17 protein-coding genes and 1 pseudogene are annotated in these 16,662 nt (G+C 68.8%); 8 read left to right on the top strand and 10 right to left on the bottom strand.

Annotated features, from left to right (window positions below; genetic code table 11):
- Positions 1 to 6: 6 nt before the first annotated feature.
- The 4 genes from B042_RS0120980 to B042_RS25445 are packed head-to-tail and all read right to left on the bottom strand — an operon-like array spanning position 7 to position 3,771.
- On the bottom strand, positions 7 to 1,803 hold the full coding sequence (locus B042_RS0120980) for a DUF4254 domain-containing protein (RefSeq protein ID WP_036555783.1): 1,797 nt from the start codon (positions 1,801 to 1,803) through the stop codon (positions 7 to 9).
- The gene (locus tag B042_RS26795; protein ID WP_028649997.1) at positions 1,800 to 2,468 is read right to left on the bottom strand and encodes a hypothetical protein; all 669 of its coding nucleotides are present in this window, start codon (positions 2,466 to 2,468) and stop codon (positions 1,800 to 1,802) included. Before B042_RS26795 ends, B042_RS0120980 begins: the two co-directional genes overlap by 4 nt.
- Complete coding sequence (locus B042_RS0120970; RefSeq protein WP_028649996.1) at positions 2,465 to 2,953, bottom strand: NUDIX domain-containing protein; 489 nt, start codon at positions 2,951 to 2,953, stop codon at positions 2,465 to 2,467. The genes B042_RS26795 and B042_RS0120970 overlap by 4 nt, the downstream gene beginning before the upstream one ends.
- A gap of 2 nt (positions 2,954 to 2,955) precedes the next feature.
- The gene (locus B042_RS25445; RefSeq protein ID WP_255342381.1) at positions 2,956 to 3,771 is read right to left on the bottom strand and encodes a TauD/TfdA family dioxygenase; all 816 of its coding nucleotides are present in this window, start codon (positions 3,769 to 3,771) and stop codon (positions 2,956 to 2,958) included.
- A gap of 133 nt (positions 3,772 to 3,904) precedes the next feature.
- Here B042_RS25445 and B042_RS0120960 point away from each other — a divergent pair, with 133 nt between their 5' ends.
- Positions 3,905 to 4,321, top strand: a complete 417-nt coding sequence (locus B042_RS0120960) for an NUDIX domain-containing protein (RefSeq protein ID WP_028649995.1) — start codon at positions 3,905 to 3,907, stop codon at positions 4,319 to 4,321.
- Positions 4,318 to 5,505: a helix-turn-helix domain-containing protein gene (locus B042_RS26290; protein WP_197024377.1), complete on the top strand. Its 1,188-nt coding sequence runs from the start codon at positions 4,318 to 4,320 to the stop codon at positions 5,503 to 5,505. The genes B042_RS0120960 and B042_RS26290 overlap by 4 nt, the downstream gene beginning before the upstream one ends.
- Positions 5,506 to 5,622: 117 nt before the next feature.
- Here B042_RS26290 and B042_RS0120950 read toward each other — a convergent pair whose 3' ends face one another.
- The 4 genes and pseudogenes from B042_RS0120950 to B042_RS0120935 form a co-directional block, all read right to left on the bottom strand.
- Complete coding sequence (locus tag B042_RS0120950; RefSeq protein WP_028649994.1) at positions 5,623 to 6,153, bottom strand: DUF6879 family protein; 531 nt, start codon at positions 6,151 to 6,153, stop codon at positions 5,623 to 5,625.
- A 118-nt stretch (positions 6,154 to 6,271) separates the two neighbouring features.
- Positions 6,272 to 6,436, bottom strand: a pseudogene (locus tag B042_RS26790) (glutamate--tRNA ligase family protein); the annotation flags it as partial.
- Positions 6,437 to 6,501: 65 nt separating this feature from the next.
- Positions 6,502 to 6,684, bottom strand: coding sequence for a DUF397 domain-containing protein (locus tag B042_RS0120940; protein ID WP_028649993.1), 183 nt, complete (start codon positions 6,682 to 6,684; stop codon positions 6,502 to 6,504).
- A gap of 28 nt (positions 6,685 to 6,712) precedes the next feature.
- Positions 6,713 to 7,555: a helix-turn-helix transcriptional regulator gene (locus B042_RS0120935; RefSeq protein WP_028649992.1), complete on the bottom strand. Its 843-nt coding sequence runs from the start codon at positions 7,553 to 7,555 to the stop codon at positions 6,713 to 6,715.
- A 210-nt stretch (positions 7,556 to 7,765) separates the two neighbouring features.
- Between B042_RS0120935 and B042_RS24115 the strand changes: the two genes are divergently transcribed.
- Together B042_RS24115 and B042_RS0120925 are read left to right on the top strand one after the other, a co-directional pair.
- Positions 7,766 to 8,290 carry an ATP-binding protein gene (locus tag B042_RS24115; RefSeq protein ID WP_081748919.1) on the top strand — a complete coding sequence of 175 codons (525 nt, stop codon included), beginning with the start codon at positions 7,766 to 7,768 and terminating at the stop codon, positions 8,288 to 8,290.
- 118 nt (positions 8,291 to 8,408) lie between these two features.
- Positions 8,409 to 8,840 carry a hypothetical protein gene (locus tag B042_RS0120925; protein ID WP_028649991.1) on the top strand — a complete coding sequence of 144 codons (432 nt, stop codon included), beginning with the start codon at positions 8,409 to 8,411 and terminating at the stop codon, positions 8,838 to 8,840.
- Positions 8,841 to 8,966: 126 nt separating this feature from the next.
- Here B042_RS0120925 and B042_RS0120920 read toward each other — a convergent pair whose 3' ends face one another.
- Positions 8,967 to 9,221 (bottom strand): hypothetical protein, encoded by a 255-nt coding sequence (locus tag B042_RS0120920; RefSeq protein ID WP_028649990.1) that lies wholly within the window; start codon positions 9,219 to 9,221, stop codon positions 8,967 to 8,969.
- A 107-nt stretch (positions 9,222 to 9,328) separates the two neighbouring features.
- The gene (locus B042_RS0120915) at positions 9,329 to 9,919 is read right to left on the bottom strand and encodes a L,D-transpeptidase (RefSeq protein ID WP_369797742.1); all 591 of its coding nucleotides are present in this window, start codon (positions 9,917 to 9,919) and stop codon (positions 9,329 to 9,331) included.
- A 435-nt stretch (positions 9,920 to 10,354) separates the two neighbouring features.
- Here B042_RS0120915 and B042_RS0120910 point away from each other — a divergent pair, with 435 nt between their 5' ends.
- From B042_RS0120910 to B042_RS0120895, 4 genes are all read left to right on the top strand, one after another.
- Positions 10,355 to 11,080, top strand: a complete 726-nt coding sequence (locus B042_RS0120910) for a response regulator transcription factor (RefSeq protein ID WP_028649988.1) — start codon at positions 10,355 to 10,357, stop codon at positions 11,078 to 11,080.
- Between the two features lie 16 nt (positions 11,081 to 11,096).
- Positions 11,097 to 12,995, top strand: a complete 1,899-nt coding sequence (locus B042_RS0120905) for a cell wall metabolism sensor histidine kinase WalK (RefSeq protein ID WP_051415866.1) — start codon at positions 11,097 to 11,099, stop codon at positions 12,993 to 12,995.
- Positions 12,996 to 13,275: 280 nt separating this feature from the next.
- Positions 13,276 to 13,977 carry a GNAT family N-acetyltransferase gene (locus B042_RS24110; protein WP_036555777.1) on the top strand — a complete coding sequence of 234 codons (702 nt, stop codon included), beginning with the start codon at positions 13,276 to 13,278 and terminating at the stop codon, positions 13,975 to 13,977.
- 107 nt (positions 13,978 to 14,084) lie between these two features.
- Positions 14,085 to 16,649 (top strand): penicillin acylase family protein, encoded by a 2,565-nt coding sequence (locus B042_RS0120895; RefSeq protein WP_081748918.1) that lies wholly within the window; start codon positions 14,085 to 14,087, stop codon positions 16,647 to 16,649.
- The last annotated feature ends 13 nt before the right edge of the window (positions 16,650 to 16,662 follow it).

The following is a 16,662-nucleotide window of genomic DNA, read 5'->3' as shown; positions in this document are numbered from 1 at the left end:
GCGTGGTCAGGCGGCGCACTGGCGGTGGTGCCAGGCGAGGAGGCGGTCCACGGCGGCTTCGACTGCTGCGAGCACTGCGGCGTGGTCGGTGCCGTCCCGGTGAGCGGCGATGATCTGTGCCAGCGGCGGCAGGGCGAGGGGGCCCAGTCCCGGAAGCAGGCGGACGGCTTCGGGGATGGCGTCGTCGTTGCCATTCGCCCACACCGCTTGCTCCCTGAGCAGGAGTCGGCAGATCAGGAGCAGGTGCTTGTAGAGGGTGCGGACCCCTCCGCGTCCCGGGTCGTGTCGGAGGCGGCGCGTGGTGGCGACCACCTCGGCCAGGGCAGCGGGAGTGGCGCGCTCGACTTCGCCTCGCGTGATCACCGGAAGCCGCAGGGCGGGGCTTGCCAGAAAGGCGGGAGCGCCCTCCTGGAGCATGGCCAGCGCGGCGAGCACACGGTTCGGGAGTCGGCGGGCCTGGACCTCGTTGAGGGGGAGAACCGTCGCGCCCAGGGGGATGCGGTCCAGGTCCCACAGCGCGGAACGGTACTCCTCGACCGCGCGCACGACCTGGGCTTCGTATCCGTTCTGGGTGACCAGGAGCAGGTCAATGTCGGACCAGCCCTCCTCCCACCCGCCGTTGACCGCGCTCCCCGTCAACGCCGCCAGCCCCTCCCCCGGGACGGTGCTCAGCGCGTCCACGAGCCGGGCGGTCTCGGCCCGCACGTCAGCGGGCAGGGCGAGGTCCTGGGCCGCGACGGTCTTCAAGCGGGAGCCGACCGGTGGGCTGGCCAGGCACCGGAGCCGTCCGTGCAGGCGGGTTACGCTGCCGGAGTTGTCCAGCACCTCATCGGCCGGGATCCGATCCGCTCCCCGGTCGGTCTTGACGCGGTCCTTTTCCTCCAGCGCCGACCTGGCGGCTCCCGAACGTGCCAGCCGGACGGGAAGGGGGGCGTCGATGCAGACCACCCGCAGCAGCTCACCCATCATCGCCTTGAGCTGCGTGATCGACTCGGCCCGGTGTACGGACTCGATGGTGATCAGGTCGACGTCCAGGTGCGCGTCGGCGAACCGGTTGAGCTCGTCCAAGAGCAGCTCCGCCTGGCGCTTGGGCGAGAGGGCGTAGGGGTCGGCGAGTCCGCGCCGGGCTGCGGCTTGGGTTAGCAGGTAGCCGATCTTGAACCGTGCGGCGCCCCCATCGCGGTTGAGGAAGAGCCCCGCTGTGCTCTTGCCGCATTCGCTCAGGCCGCCCAGCGCGATGACCGGCGGAAGGTGGGGGCTCGGTGCAGGATCGGTGTCAATGCGCTGTGCTGTTCCGTAGAGCTTGAACCGCTTTCCGTCGGGGATCCGCTTTCGGCCGGCCGCGACGTCCTCGATCAGGAGGCCGAGCGCCTCACGCAGGTCGTGGAGCTGTTCTCGGACCCCGGCCACTCGGGGGCGGACGCTCGAATCGTCGGCTGCCGCCCGCTGGGTATGGTGCAGGCGAAGCACCGTCACCGACAGGCGGTCGAGCACCGAGCTGATCGGCTCGGTGTGCAGCGGAGCGGTGGGGGCGGCAGGCGGGCACGCTGCGCCAATCACCTCATCGAGGCGTTCGGCGCGGCGGACGCGGTCCATGTTGAGCTGGTCGATCGTGCGCTTGCCATCAGCGATCCGTACTGTGTCGACCGGGTCGACGCGCACGCCGTCTTCAGCCAGCCACAGGCGGTGGTTCGTGTGGTGGAGGCCGTCGAGGGCCTCATCGAATCGGAAGCGCTCCTTGTTCGGGAGCAGGGAGAGTAGCGGGCGGAGAGGGCCGCTGAGGGCCAGGGGCGGGATGGTCACGGGAGTCGTCCCTCCTGTACGGGATGAGGGCCTGAGCTGGTATTGACGCCGTGTGCGGCGAGGATGCGGCGGATCAGGGCGTGCGTCTCGCCGATGCCGTGGGAAGGGCCGGAAACGACCCCAGCGAACACGCCTCGGCCCGCCATGCGCAGGAGCACGCGGTGCAGGTGCCGCTGGTAGTCGAGGTAGACGCCGGTCCACGGACGCCCCTCTCTCGACTGGGCGATGGCGACGCTGCGTTCGGTGTCGGGTGAGGGCAGCAGGAGGACCAGGACCTCCGCCGGGTGGGGCTCCTGGGTGCCCAGGAGCGCGAGGACACGGTCCCAGGCCGCTTCGATCGGCAGGGATTCCTTCACCGCGCACGTAGCGACGGCCGTGGCCAGGAGCATGTGCCATCCGCGGTCGAGGAGGCCGACCCGGCCTGAAGGGAGCGCCTGGGCCCGGGCCTCGTGGCCGGAGAACAGCAGGTGGGTCAGTTCCTCCGTCGTGGAGGTGGTAAACCACCACATGCCGAACTCCGGCCCGGAGACCCGCGACCAGGAGGCGGGATCGTGCCGGTGGACGGGCCCCAGGTCGCAGAAGCCGTCCCAGGAGCGGGCCAGCCTGCGGGCCTGCGTCGACTTGCCACTGTTGTCCGGACCGTTGAGGCTGACGAAAGCGGTCATGGCACCTCGACTGCCTCTTCGGGCCCGTCCTCCTGCTCGGTGAGGGCCAGCAGCCCGTGGAGGTTCGCGTGGGCGAACTCGGCGAGCCGGGGCGGGAGGAGGCGGATCTGTGACAGCGCCTCCCGCGTGGCGGGGACACGGACGACCTCGTAGGTGCCCCGGCCGGGTTCGTCGAACTCCGCACCCGTGCGCTGGGCCAGGTCCGCGGAGACCAGTCGTGCGGTGTAGACGTGTTGGAGGCCGATGCCGCCGGGCAGGTCGTCGGTGATGAGGAGGACCTGGCGGGCGCGGTCGATCCGGCCGCCGAGTTCCTCGTGCACCTCGCGGTGCAGGGCCGCCTCGGTAGTGCGGTCCTCGAGTTCGAGGCCGCCACCCACGGCGACCCAGTAGGGCTCCCGGTCGGGTTTGGTGCGCTTGATGAGCACGAGCCGCCGCTCACTGTCGAAAAGGAGGGCACGCGAGCTCTGTTTGACGATCTCGGTCATGGTCACTCGTTCCTGGTCGTGAGTTCGAGGTCGGGGAGGTGTACACGGAATCCACGGTCCAGCGGAAGGCTAGGGCGCGGTTCCCCCAGGGCGCGCAACATCACGCGAGGTCCTTGGAAAGCGTGGCGGCCGTGGAGCCAGCGTGTGTTGTCGAGGACGAACCCCTGCCCCGAGTCCAGGCGCAGGCTCGTCACGTGTCGGTCGATGACTTTCCGAAGGATCGCCAGGTGCGGGATCGCGCGGGGTGCGAAGCGGACGAGTTCGTCGAGACGCAGCCGGATCGTCCACTGGTCGGTACCGGTGGGCTCGAAGATGGTCCCGGCGTGGCCGGTGGATCCCCCGAAGTAGGCGGTACGCGGGCTCGACAGCACACGCCAGGTTTCCGGCTCGGTATGGGCGAGGTCCTCGGCGACGGCTCGTCCGTCAGTGAGGAGGGTCCGGCCTCCATGGTCGGCCGGGGTCAGGCACATGAGCATGAGCAGGCGCGGAGGAGTCGGTGTGCATGACCGTTCCGTGTGAGGGAGGAGTTCGGAGTCGGTGAACCCTCGTCTTCCGGTTCCTGGATTCCCCTCTGCCTCTCGTGCGTGCAGCAGGGTGAGGCCGTCCGGGTCGCCGTCTGGGTGGGGATAGAGAGCGACCAGTTCGCGGGCCAGACCGGCGAAGGCCGCGCGGTCGGGAATTCCATCGAAAGTGGCCAAACCGGTCTCTGCGAGGGCGGGGACCAGACGTCGGTGGAGGTCGTTTCGGCTCAGGTCAAACAGGTGTCGGCTGAAGAGGGAATCGGTACCGGCGGTCGCAGGGGGTGTTGTCTCGTACACACCGATCAGCTTCACGGACGGTGGACGGGAAGGCCAGTGACAATCTGTCAAGGCGTGATCCGCCCGAGGGCCAACGGTTCCCTGCTAGCTTCGCCAGTGTCGAGCCCGTACGCCGTCGAAAGCGAGCCCTCCCGTGTCCGACACCCCTTACGTCCCGTACGCGTTCCCCGTCTCGGTCAAGGGCGTCGTGATCCGCGACGGCCAAGTGCTGTTGTTGCGCAACGAGCGTGACGAGTGGGAGCTGCCCGGCGGCAAGATCGAGCTCGGGGAGACCCCCGAGGAGTGCCTGGCCCGGGAGATCGAGGAGGAGACCGGTTGGCCCGTGCGGGTGACCGGGATCCTCGACTCGTGGATGTACCACATCACCCAGGTCGACCGGCACGTCTTCATCGTCACCTACGGGTGCCGTGTGGACTCCAAGGCTCCTGTGGTGGTCTCCAGCGAGCACAAGGAGGCCGGGCTGTTCACCGAGGCCCAGGTACCCGACCTGCCGATGCCCGAGGGCTACAAGCGGTCGGTCCTGGACTGGTTCGCCCGCTCCCGCGCGTGAGCGCCGTGCCCGCTGTCCGCTGGCTCTGGCTACTGCCTGAAGCACGCCAGGCCTTGGAGAGCCGGGAGCTGGCGGTAATCCTGCGCTGCTACCGGAAACTGACCGGCTTGTCGCAAGCGGCGATGGGTGAGCTTCTCGGCTATGACCCCTCCTATGTGTCCCTGCTGGAGCGGCGGCAGCGCACCATCAGCGACCGTCAGGGGCTCTTGCACGTCAGCCGGGTTCTGGCCATCCCACCACACGCCTTGGGGATCACGACCGAGGAGGACACGGATTTCATCGCGGCGCTCCAGTTCGGGGAGTCGACCGTACGGCTCGCAGAGATCGCGCGGCAGGCGGGGCGCGCTGTCGAAGCGGTTGAGGAGCTGTGGCCGCTGGTGGCCCGGTTGGAGGCCCGGCTCAGGGAGGGGCGGGTCGACTACGGGACCGCCTCACTGCTGGCGCGTGCACGGGCGACCCTGGGCACGTCGTTGGGTCATGTCCTGGCCGAGGAGCGGCTGTACTTGGCCGCGTACTGGACGGGCCGGGCCATGCGGCTCGCCCGGCATCTTGACGATGGTGCCTTTCTCGGGCACGTGCTGCGGATGCACGGCAACGAGCTGAGGAAGGCGGGCCGTGAGGAGGCCGCTATCGCGCGGCTGACCGAGGCGGCGAAACTCTCTTATGGCGAGAGGGAACGGGGACAGACCCTCATCCTGCTCGCCCGCGCGGCCGGAGAGCAGGGGAACGCGAACCTGCACGATGACTCCGTGGCCGCCGCCGAGCGGTTGATGGATTCTGTGGGGCCGAGCGGAATCCTCTTCACCCCTTTCTCCCTGCGTGAGGTGCGCATGAGGGGATTCATGGGAACCGGACGCACAGCTCTGGCTGCGGAACTGGCCCAGTCGCGCCCGAGTTCGGGAGAGGCTCCGGCTCCTCAGTGGGCGGCCATCGAGGCGGTCACCTCCGCGGAAGCGCTCTCGGCGGCTGGAGACCTCACCAGCGCGCACGCCCTATACGACGAAGCGCTGTCACTCGCAGTACGTCACAAGCTGCCGCACCAGGTCCAACGCGTCGTGCGCAGCACGGCGGGCGCGGGGTTCGAGGAAGTCCACACCGATGCCCTAAAACGCCTGCGTGGCCTTGACCGGCACCACACACCCGCTGGTTCCCTCACCACAAGCACCCGGTCGAAGCACAGATGACGGGAAGCACCCCCGCGTATCCAGATCTCGTTCAAGAAGTCGGGAACGAGCATCTGGGTTATCACCCCGCAGCCTGACATTTCAGCAAGAGAAGCTGTCCGGAATTTTGATGGCCCTTCAGTTCAGTCGTGCCCTGTACTGCTCGTAGGGGATCCCCAGGCGCAGCGCGGCGTCCTTGCGGGAGATGTAGTCTCCGATGTCCACACCTTCGAGGAGGATACGGTCGATCTGTGTGCCGTCGTCCTCGTAGCGCATGAGGACGACGTGCTCGTCGTCGAAAAGCCAGAAGTCCTCGTGCGCCGGGAACGGAAGGTCCGCCGGTGCGTCCGTTTCGAGGATCCGCACGTCCTCGCCCGCCAGGATGTTGAAGTCGTACCCCCACGCCATCTCATAGCGCAGGTAGTCCGTCAGCGGCGGCGTCACGACATGGACACGCCCCACCCTGCGCCCGGAGGCGGTGAACCTGCGGACCCGGTGCAGCCACGGGGAGTCCGCCAGCTCCTCGTCCGGGCGCGGTTCGCCGACTAGGAAACGCTGGAACTCCTCGTCCTCGGAGGCGACCCCGTAGACCGGCAGGGTCTCCAGCCGGAACGCGTAGTCGCTGAACGCGTCGAAGAACTCGCGCCAGGCCTCACCCTCCAAGCGCACGGGCTGCCTCCTCCCACACCTGCCGGGGGATCTCGACGACGGCCTCGCCGTCGGGGCTGTCCAGGCTCGTGACCAGATCGCCCTGGACCACGATCGAGTTCCTGTCAGTGGTGAACACCTTGGGGCGGGACCGAGCGGCGTCGGTGTCCCCGATCCGCAGCACCATCGTGCCGCCGGATTGTCGCGCGACCGCCCGGTTCAGCAGCAGGGACCGGGCATTGCCCACGTGGAACATGCCGGTCGGCGACGGTGCAAACCTGGTACGAATCGAGGTGACGGCCACCCGAGAAGCGTACTCTCCGCAGCCTTGTGAAGGCTCGCTATTTCCTCATGAGGCAGGGTTGCCGCCTACCTCTTGAGGAGGGCGACGAGCCCCGCCCACTCCCCACTCTCGAACGAGAGGTGGCCGAGGTCCCGGTTCCGGGTGTCTCGCACAGCCGTCTCTCCGGGGAGGTCGGCGACCTCGACGCATTGGGGGCCGTCGGGGTTGCTGTAACTGGACTTGCGCCACCGCGCGAGGTTGATGTCCAAGGGGGGAGCCTCGTTTCGGATCAGTGCCTCATGAGATCAAGCCCTCCAGGAAGTCGGCGGACTCCTGCACGGACAACGCGCTTCCCTGAGTACGGCTGAACACCAGCCTATGACGGTCGATCTCGTCCTTGGACTCCAGGTAGAACCCGTCACTGCGGGATTCGAGGAAGACGACGCTGTCAGCACTGTGGCCGTCACCGAAACTGAGGATGGTGAAGGGGAGACCGGCCGCTGCGTGGGCACCGGAAGCGAACGGAAGCACCTGGATCTCGATGTTGGGCCGTTGTCCGGCGTGGAGAAGGTGGCGGACTTGTTCCCGCATCACGTCCGCGCCTCCGATCTGGCGGCGCACCGCCGCCTCATCGACGACGGCGAAGAGCAACGGCGGCTCCGGGCACTCCAGTACGTTCCTCTGGCGTTCGAGCCTGATCTTCAGCCGTTGTTCGGCCTGGTCCTTGGTGCTGCCGACAGCGGACTCCAAAAGCGCGGCGATGTAGTCCGGGGTCTGCAACAGGCCGGGGACCAAGCCGATGTTGAACTCCTGGATCATCGTGGCCTCGGCTTCCAGGCCGACGAAGGCCCCTGGAAGGACGTCCTGGTACTGCAACCACCACGGTTTGTGGGTTCGTGAGTCGCGCGCGATCTGGATGAGCTCCCGCGCGACGTCCTCCGGAGCATCGTAGAGCTGGCACAGCGCCATGATGTCGCCAGCCTTGACCCGCTGGAACTCCCCCGCTTCGAGCCTTTGGAGCTTGGCCCGGCTCCAGCCGAGGTCCTTCCAGACCTCGTCCTGGGTCAGGTTCGCGGCGCTGCGCAACCGCCTGAGCTGGATGACCAGATAGCGCCGACGAACCGGCATACCTGTCGCCATGCCGTCCTCCTTGTCTGGGACCGCCACTGCTTCTTCACAGTGTTCCAGACTCGAAACGAACAAACATGACTTTGGTGCACATCAAAGACACTTATCTCATTAAATGAGGCCGCCTCATTTAAGTTATGAGTCATCTACGAGGGAGCCTCTGGTGTGCACCACCACATCGGTTGCCCTCATGAAGTCACGGCTGACGCTGGGAGGCGCGCGATGACCGGATACGAGATTCCACGGCAGAGGGCCACCACCCCCGAACCCCACCAGTCCCCGCCCCGGGTCCCACGGCCCCGTACCCGGCACCACCGCCGCCTCGGCGAGCACACCGGCCTCTTCGACGGCCGCCCCGACCAGGTCGCCCGCATCCGCGACTGGTGCCGCGCGGCCACCGGCCTGGACGACGACCGTGCCGCGCCCGTACTCCTCGTCGTGAGCGAACTCGTCACCAACGCCATCCGTTACAGCGCCTCCGGCGACCCCTGCGGCCGGGTTCGGGTGATCGTCGAGGTCCTCCCCCGCGGCCTCGTCCTCATCCGGGTTACCGACGACGGCCCGCGCCCGGGCCGCCCGGTCACCGGACCCCGGGTGCTGAACCGCGTGGCCAGCCTGCGCCCCGGCGGGCGCGGCCTGCACCTGGTGGCCGAACTCTCCCGGAAGTGGTGGTGGACCCGCAGCCACCGCGACGGCCCGGTGACCGTGTGGGCCTACATCGACCTCCACAGCGCCCTCGACGCCTAAGCGCCGAACCCCGCACCCCCGCCCCGCTGCTCGCGCCCCCACATGAAGATGCCCAGTCCGGTGAGCGACCACCGATCCGGGGCGTGACCACTCGCCTGAAACCCCCAGGAGGACGACCGTGCACCACCCCAGCGGCCGACACCGCAGGCCACACCCCACTCCGACCCGGCAGCTGTGGGCCCTGGCCGCCGCGCTCCTCGCCTCGGCCCTCACCCTCCTCTTCCTTCCGAGCACGCCCCGCCGCGCGCCCGAGACACCCCAGCCCCCGCCCGAGCACCCCGATCCGGAAACCCCGCCACCACCCACACCACACCAACACCCCGCCCGGTGGCGGCCCGAACCCGACGAGACCGGGGGCACGCTCGTCCGCCCCTACATGCCGCCGCCTCCCCCGCTGCACCCGCTCATCCCCCGGCCCCGGATGCCCGAGGGCGACCTCCTGGCCGCACCGGCACCCCCTCCACCCCCACAGCCGCCCAACGACCTGGCCGACCTCACCACCGCCATCCGCACCTACCTCCACGTCACCGGCCGGGCCTCGACCTGCTGACCGGAAGGCCGTGGGCGGAGGACCCAGCCTCCAAGCGCGGTGATCTGAGACTTTGGGAGCCCAACGAAAGGCCGTGGACCCGACTCACCGATCGGTCCACGGCCAAGGCAAGGGGGAGAACTGGGATCAGCCAGTGTAGTTCGGGTCCGCGGGCACGGGCTGTGCCGGGAAGGAGTCGGCGTACTCCAGCTCCAGAGCCTCGTCATTGCGCGGAGCCTCAGAGCCCGAGTACTCCAGCTCCAAAGCCTCGTCATTGCGCGGAGCCTCAGAGCCCGAGTGCTCCATCTCCAGAGCCTCGGTGCTGTCCGCCAAGGCGGGTGAGGCACCGAAGATGATCGTGGCCGCGGCTCCAACGGTGAGGAGGAAGGGCTTCAACTGCATGATCGACCTTTCGTTGGTTCTTCACGTGATTGTTGTTCGTGCGATAAAGCGGCCCGGCATACCGCCAACCCGTGGTTCCGCCCCCTGCATACGGGCGGGAGCACCGGTCACTCGGAGATCTCCACCGGGGTACCGACGGGCAAGTTCTCGGCCATCCAGGTGATGTCCTCGTTGGAGACTCGGACACACCCGTGACTCACCTGGCGGCCCAGCGCACCCTCGTCGTTGGTGCCGTGGACAGCCAGTTGGCCAGGGCCTCCCGCGAAGGTCTCCAATGACTCGGAGAACCCGCTCAGCCCGAACGCGTAAACGCCGTAGGGCCCGTCGGGGTCCGAGGGCTGGAGCAGCTCGGTGAAGTAGTACCGGCCCGGTGGGGTGGGTGTATCGCTCTTTCCCGTGCCGATCACTCCGCCGCGCACCTCTTCGTCCCTTTCGTAGACGGAGAACTCGAACTCCGCCATGTCGATCTCCACCCGGAAGTCGGTGCTGGTCAGTGATACCTCGTCCCTGCGCACCCACCCGGTGGTGCCGTTCGGGCGGACCGGCAGGAGTACCTCCAGCCACGCGTCCTCGTCACTCTCCACGAGGAACGCACGGTCCACCCCGAACCCGTTGGGGTTCACGAGCGTGTCCAGCACCTCCTCACCGCCCTTCTCGGTCATCACCCCGATCTCGTCTCCGAGAACCGTGGCGATCACCGCACGAGGCGGAGGGGCCCCTTCCGAACCCGCCGAGTCGGCGGAGGACGGTTCCGCCCCGGATCCGTCCGGGGTTCCGGGCGAACAGGCCGTGAGCGCGGCCAGGAGCAGGATCGCTGCCAGTGGCGGCGGAGCCGTGCGCGGCCTGGTCCGTGCCGGGTTCGGGGGGAGCGAGGATCGAAGCATGAGCAGCCGTCCGGATTCTTCTCACGGGGTGCGGCCGTCCGGGTACGGGCCGGGCCGCTTTCGGGTCGTCCGGAGCGAGCGGCTCCGGACGACCCGAACACTGACGCACGGATGTGAAGAAGTCGTGTGTCCGCTATGTGCCCGTTGTGTTCTGACCTGGGAGGCGGTTTCCGCACTACGTTTCGTCGCCGCGAAGGGCCTCTACCATCTTTTCCGTGTCAGGCGTTCCACGGCAGCGGAGGTGTCCACGTGTGTGCCCATGTGCTCGTCGCCGAGGACGACGTGAACCAGGCGGACCTGATCCGGCGGTACCTGGAATACGAGGGACACACCGTACGTGTGGTCCATGACGGTCGCGCGGCTGTCGCCGTGTACCACCACGACCGTCACGACCTGGTGATTCTGGACGTGATGATGCCGGCCATGAACGGCATGGAGGCGTGCCGGGCACTGCGCGCCGAATCCGACGTCGCGATACTGATGCTCACCGCACGTTCCACTGAGGAAGACCTGTTGACCGGGCTCGATCTCGGGGCGGACGACTATGTCACCAAGCCCTACAGCCCGCGCGAGCTGATGGCGCGGGTGCGCACCCTGCTGCGCCGGGCGAGGTGGACAGAGAACGGGGACGGTCTCGGCCGGACCACCGACCCTGTCCTGCGGGTGGGACCGATCACGCTCGACCCGGGTCGTCATACCGTTCACCGCGACGAAAGACCGGTGTCCTGTACCCGGGCCGAGTTCCAGTTGCTCGCTGCGCTCGCGACCCGACCGGGTCAGGTGTTCACCCGGGCACAACTCCTCGAACACATCCATGGAATCAGCCGGTTCATCACCGAGCGCACTATCGACGTGCACGTCAAAAACCTGCGCCGCAAGCTCGAACGGGTTCCGCGCAAGCCCGCCCTGCTGGTCACTGTCTACGGGGTCGGATACAAGCTGAACGAGACCACCGATACTGCGTCCTTTGGGTAAGGCGGAACCGCGGACTATGACGGCGCTCTGGCGGAGCCTGCGCACCCGGCTGCTGGCGAGCTCGATACTCATCGCGGCGTGCTCTATCACGGCGACCGCGTGGCTGTCCGTGCAAGGGACCTCGGAGTCGCTCCGCGTCGAGCAGGGGGAGACGCTGGCCGCCGACACCCGGATCCACGACACGCTCGTCGGCTACGCTGCGACCCACGCTGATTGGGACAGCGTCGATGGCACGGTCCGGGTTCTCGCCGAGGAGACCGGGCGGCGAATCGCGCTGGTCACGGAGAACCTTCGACCTATCGCTGACTCCCGGGACAGGTCACCGCTTCCACCCCGGGCGTCCTCGGTCGTGGACCCGCTCGCCGTGGACGTGACCCTGGCCTCCGAGGGTGCGGGCCGCATCGACCCGCGCGCGGTCGGCCCGTTCACTGTCGCCGGATCCGACCTGGGGCGGCTCACCAGTGCCGCCGAGGAGAGCGCCGCGTGCCTCAATGAGGAGTTCGGGATATTGGCGACGGTGGAGACCGCGCCGAGCGGCCGCCCCTACGTGAACGTGTCAGGGAGCGAGGAGATCGGGTCCCTGCGGTTGTTCTGTGGGCTCACCGCACTGGAAGAGCCCGTCACCAGCGAGCGTACGGCCCTTGAGGACTTGGCCGAGCTCACCGCCTCGTGTCTGGACCCAGCCGGGCCTGAGGTGGTGTTTCGCATCGACGGCACCACCGGCACGCCGATAGCCGTGCCAAGGAACACCTCGGGTCTCACACAAGAGGAAGAGGAGGCGTTGTGGGCCGAGGGGGCTCTGTCGTCGGCAGAGGTCCGGTGGATGGAGCCGCTGTCCCCGGAACTGGACCGGCACACCGCCGACTGTGTCGACTCCGCCCGGCGCGACCTGCTCGCCCCTTACGTCGCGCCAGCCGCTCTCCTCTTCATCGACGACCCGGCCGAGAATCCGGCCGCCAGCCCGTCCCTGTCGCGCGAGGGTGTACTGCGGGTTTCCGGTGTAGTGCTGCTGGTTCTGGTGCTGACCCTCGTGGTGAGTGTGACCGTCTCGACACAGCTGGTGCGCCCGGTCCACGCTCTCACGGACGCGGTACTGCGTATGCGAGCTGGTCAGGGCGCTGGGCGGGTCGAGGTACGTGATCCCGGTGAACTCGGCCAACTGGCCACGGCGTTCAATGAGATGTCCGAACACCTGGAACGGTTGGAGGAGCAGCGCAAGGCCATGGTCAGCGACGTCTCACACGAACTGCGGACACCGCTGAGCAATCTCAGGGGCTGGCTGGAGGCGGCCCAGGACGGTGTGGCAGACCTGCACCCGGAACGCATGGGGATGTTGGTAGGCGAGACCCTGCTGCTCCAGGCGATCATCGACGACCTCCAGGACCTGGCGCTGGCTGACGCGGGCAGGCTAAGGCTGTCACCGGAGCGTGTGGAGGCCCGTGTCCTGGTCGAGCAGGTCGTGGCGAGCTACCGGCTGCGCTCGGACGAAGCGGGGCTGCGACTGGTCGCCGAGGCGGACGGGACCGTTCTCAGCGCCGACCCGACACGGCTGGCCCAAGCTCTCGGCAATCTGGTGGGGAACGCTCTGCGGCACACTCCGAAAGCCGGAACGGTCACCGTACGGGCATGGGGTGAGGAAGGGGAGGCGATATTCCAGGTCGCCGACACGGGGGCCGGGATCGCCCCCGAGGACCTGCCTCAGGTGTTCGACCGGTTCTGGCGGGCGGAGAAGTCTCGCAGCAGACAGACCGGTGGAAGCGGCTTGGGGCTGGCCATCGTACGCGGCCTCGTCGAACTGCACGGCGGTTCGGCGGCGGTGAGGAGCACCCTCGGTGTGGGCTCCGTGTTCACGCTGCGTCTCCCGTTGTCCGGCCCCACGTCCACGGGCTCCTTCCGACCGGCCCCGAACATCTGACCGTCCGGAGTCCCGCTCCGCAACCGTTTCGCGCTCTTGTCCCCGGGCCCATGGCGGCCGACTTCGTGCACGGCGCGGCGTTCGGCGAAGACCGACGCCGAACTTCGCCGTAGAGCGAACCCCGATCGCACGGCCCGGGGCACGTTCCAAGAGTTCACCTGATCGCACCCCCCGCCCTCCCTACTCACGGCAACCCGAACCTGACACAATCGTCCGAATTCCCTGTCCCAGCCGCTTTGAGGCCCCCAGAGAGCCCCCGCCCTCCCTTGGAAGGAGCCCCATGGACACCGTGCGCGCCTACGCGTGGAACATGGCGGAGATGCGCCGCCACCTCCTGCCCGGACGGACGGTCGCCCCCGGCGTCGATCTCCTCCAGGGCGGTATGCCGCCGCTCACCTGGATCAGTGTGTGGGAACCGACCCGCAAACTCACCGGGAAGGCGCGCGAGGCCCTGTCCGACCCGGGGAGCCTCACCGTCGAGGACCCCTTCGGGCTGCTGGAGCTGTCGGGCACCCGGCGCACCACCCGACCGATCATGCGCAGGCCGGCGGCGACCCCGCTGCCGGAGGCGGAGGCGTCGCGGAGGGTGCGCGAACTCGCCGCTGCCGAGCTTCCCCTGGCCGAGCGGGTCATCGTGGACGGGTTTCCCATGCCCGCGCTCCAGCCCTACTCCCCCTCTCGGCTGCTGCCGACGGACCTGCTCGACCGGCGGGGCTGGCGCGCGTGGGCGATCCGGCGCCTGGGCGCCTGTGTGTCCACGGCCCTGACCTTCGACGACGACAACACCGTGTGCGTCTACTGGATGGCCACCCTGCCCGAACACCGTTCCCTGGGCCTGGCCCGCCAGATCCTGTCAGCGCTGGTCCGCGGCCACGGGGGACGGGACATCGTGCTGGTGGCGACGGAGGACGGGCGTCCGCTGTACGAGTCGCTGGGGTTCGTGTCAGAGGGGGCCTGCTCGCTGCACCAGCGGACTAACTGACCTGCCGGAACAACCACATCGCCATCGCACTACCGACAGGTAACAATTGGGTCGGTCGTCCCATGAATCGCGCCTGACGTGAGCTAGAACACCCTATTGTTCCCCGCATGAGTGTCTTGCGTAGTCGTGCCGTCGTCCGCACGCTGATATGGGTCCTCGCCGTCCTGGCGGCGCTGGCGCTGGTCGCCTCCCTCCTCGGGGTGTGGGCCGTCCGCCGGTCCTTCCCCGAACACGCCGGGGAACTCACCCTCCCAGGGCTGGGCTCCGAGGTCACCGTCCTGCGCGACGACTACGGCGTCCCGCACGTCTACGCCGATACCGCCCACGACCTCTTCATGGCCCAGGGCTTCACCCACGCCCAGGACCGCTTCTGGGAGATGGACTTCCGCCGCCACGTCACGGCTGGGCGCACTGCCGAACTCTTCGGCCCCGAGCAGGTGGAGACCGACGCCTACCTGCGCACCATGGGCTGGCGCCGCGTCGCCGAGCAGGAGTACGAACTCCTGGACGCGTCCACCCGCGGCTACCTCGACGCCTACGCCGAGGGCGTCAACGCCTGGCTCGACGAGAACGACGGCCTGGCCGCCAGTGTGGAGTACGGCCTGCTCGCCGTGACCGGCACCGAGACCGGGATCGAACCGTGGACCCCCGCCGACAGCCTCGCCTGGCTCAAGGCCATGGCCTGGGACCTGGGCGGCAACATGTACCAGGAGACCGAGCGTGCCCTCCTGCTGGCGGGCGGGCTCTCCCGTGAGCGGGTCGAGGAGCTCTACCCCGCCTACCCCTTCGACGAGCACGAGCCCATCACCACCACCGCCGACCACAACGGCGCCGACGTGGAGACGGACCCGGCCCCCGCCGACGCCGCCCGTGCCCCCGTCGCCGACAGCGCCCTGCCCGAGGAGGCACTGGCCGCGCTGGAGGGGCTCGACGGGCTCGCCGACGCCGTCCCCGAACTGCTCGGCCCCTCCGACAGCCCCGACATCGGCTCCAACTCCTGGGTGGTCTCGGGCGAGCACACCGAGTCCGGTCTGCCGCTGCTGGCCAACGACCCCCACCTGGGGGCGGCCATGCCCTCCACCTGGTACCAGGTGGGCCTGCACTGCACCGAGCTGAGCGAGGAGTGCCCCTTCGACGTCAGCGGCTTCAGCTTCTCCGGCCTGCCCGGCGTCATCATCGGTCAGAACGAGTCCATCGCCTGGGGCTTCACCAACATCAACCCCGACGTCATGGACCTGTACGTGGAGCGCATCGACGGCGACCACTACATCGTGGACGGCGCGCGCGTCCCACTGGAAACCGTCGAGGAGACGATCTCCGTGGCCGGCGGCGAGGACGTGGACCTCACGATCCGCATGACCGCGCACGGCCCGCTGCTCTCGGACACCACCGTCGGGGAGGACCTGGCCACCGTCGCGGAGCGCACCGCCCAGGTCGTGGGTGAGGCCGAGGAGGCCGGTACCGGCTACGGCGTGGCGCTCCAGTGGACCGCGCTCACCCCGGGGCGGACCGCCGACTCGATCTTCGCACTGAACCGTGCCCGCGACTGGGACGACTTCCGCGGTGCCGCCTCCCTCTTCGAGGTGCCCGCGCAGAACCTCGTCTACGCCGACAACGAGGGCAACATCGGCTACCAGGCCCCCGGACGGGTGCCCGTGCGCGGCGAGGGCGACGGACGCTGGCCCGCGCCGGGCTGGGACACCTCCTACGACTGGAAGGAGTTCCTCCCCTTCGACGAGCTGCCGAGCGTGTACAACCCGCCCTCGGGCGTCATCGTCACCGCCAACCAGTCGGTCGTGGACGAGGACTACGAGCACTTCCTCACCGACGACTGGGACTACGGCTACCGGAGCCAGCGGATCAACGACCTGCTGGACGAGGCGATCGCCGAGGGGCCGGTGACGAGCGAGGACATGTCCGAGATCCACCTGGACTCCTACCACGCGCCAGCGTTCGCCGCCGTGCACCACCTCCTGGAGGTGGAGGTGGACGGTGCCACCGCCGAGGCCCGGGAGCTGCTGCGCGACTGGGACGGGTACGCCGAACCCGACTCCGCCGGCGCCGCGTTCTCCATGGCCACCTGGCGCCACCTGCTCCCGCTGCTCTTCGACGAACTGGGGGAGCGGCACATGAGCGACGGCGCACGCGGCCTGTACGTGGTCGACGCACTGCTGGACGACCCCGACGCGCCGTGGTGGGAGGGCGAGGAGGCCGACGGCTACGACGCGGTGCTCGCCGCAGCGATGGACGCCGCGACCGAGGAGCTCACCGAACGGCTCGGCGACGACCCCTCCGCGTGGCGCTGGGGCGACCTGCACACCCTGACGGCCACCAACGAGTCGTTCGGCACCTCCGGGATCGGTCCGGTGGAGTGGCTGGTCAACCGGGGGCCGGTGGAGAGCGCGGGCGGGTCCAGCATCGTCAACGCCACCGGCTGGCGCGCGGAGCACGGCTACGAGATCACGGCGGTGCCGTCGATGCGCATGGTCGTGGACCTGGCCGACCGGGACGCCTCCACCTGGATCCACCTGACCGGCAACTCCGGACACGCCTTCCACGAGGACTACGACAACCAACTGGAGCTGTGGGCGCGGGGCGAGACCCTGCCGTTCGCGGTGACGCGTGAGGCGGTCGAGGCGGCCGCCGTGGACGAGCTGCTGCTCGTGCCCTAGCGCGCAAGACCCG

Origin of the sequence: Nocardiopsis sp. CNT312 (genome assembly GCF_000515115.1) — a bacterium.
Taxonomy (GTDB): domain Bacteria; phylum Actinomycetota; class Actinomycetes; order Streptosporangiales; family Streptosporangiaceae; genus Nocardiopsis.
This window is presented reverse-complemented; position numbering and strand designations above follow the sequence as displayed.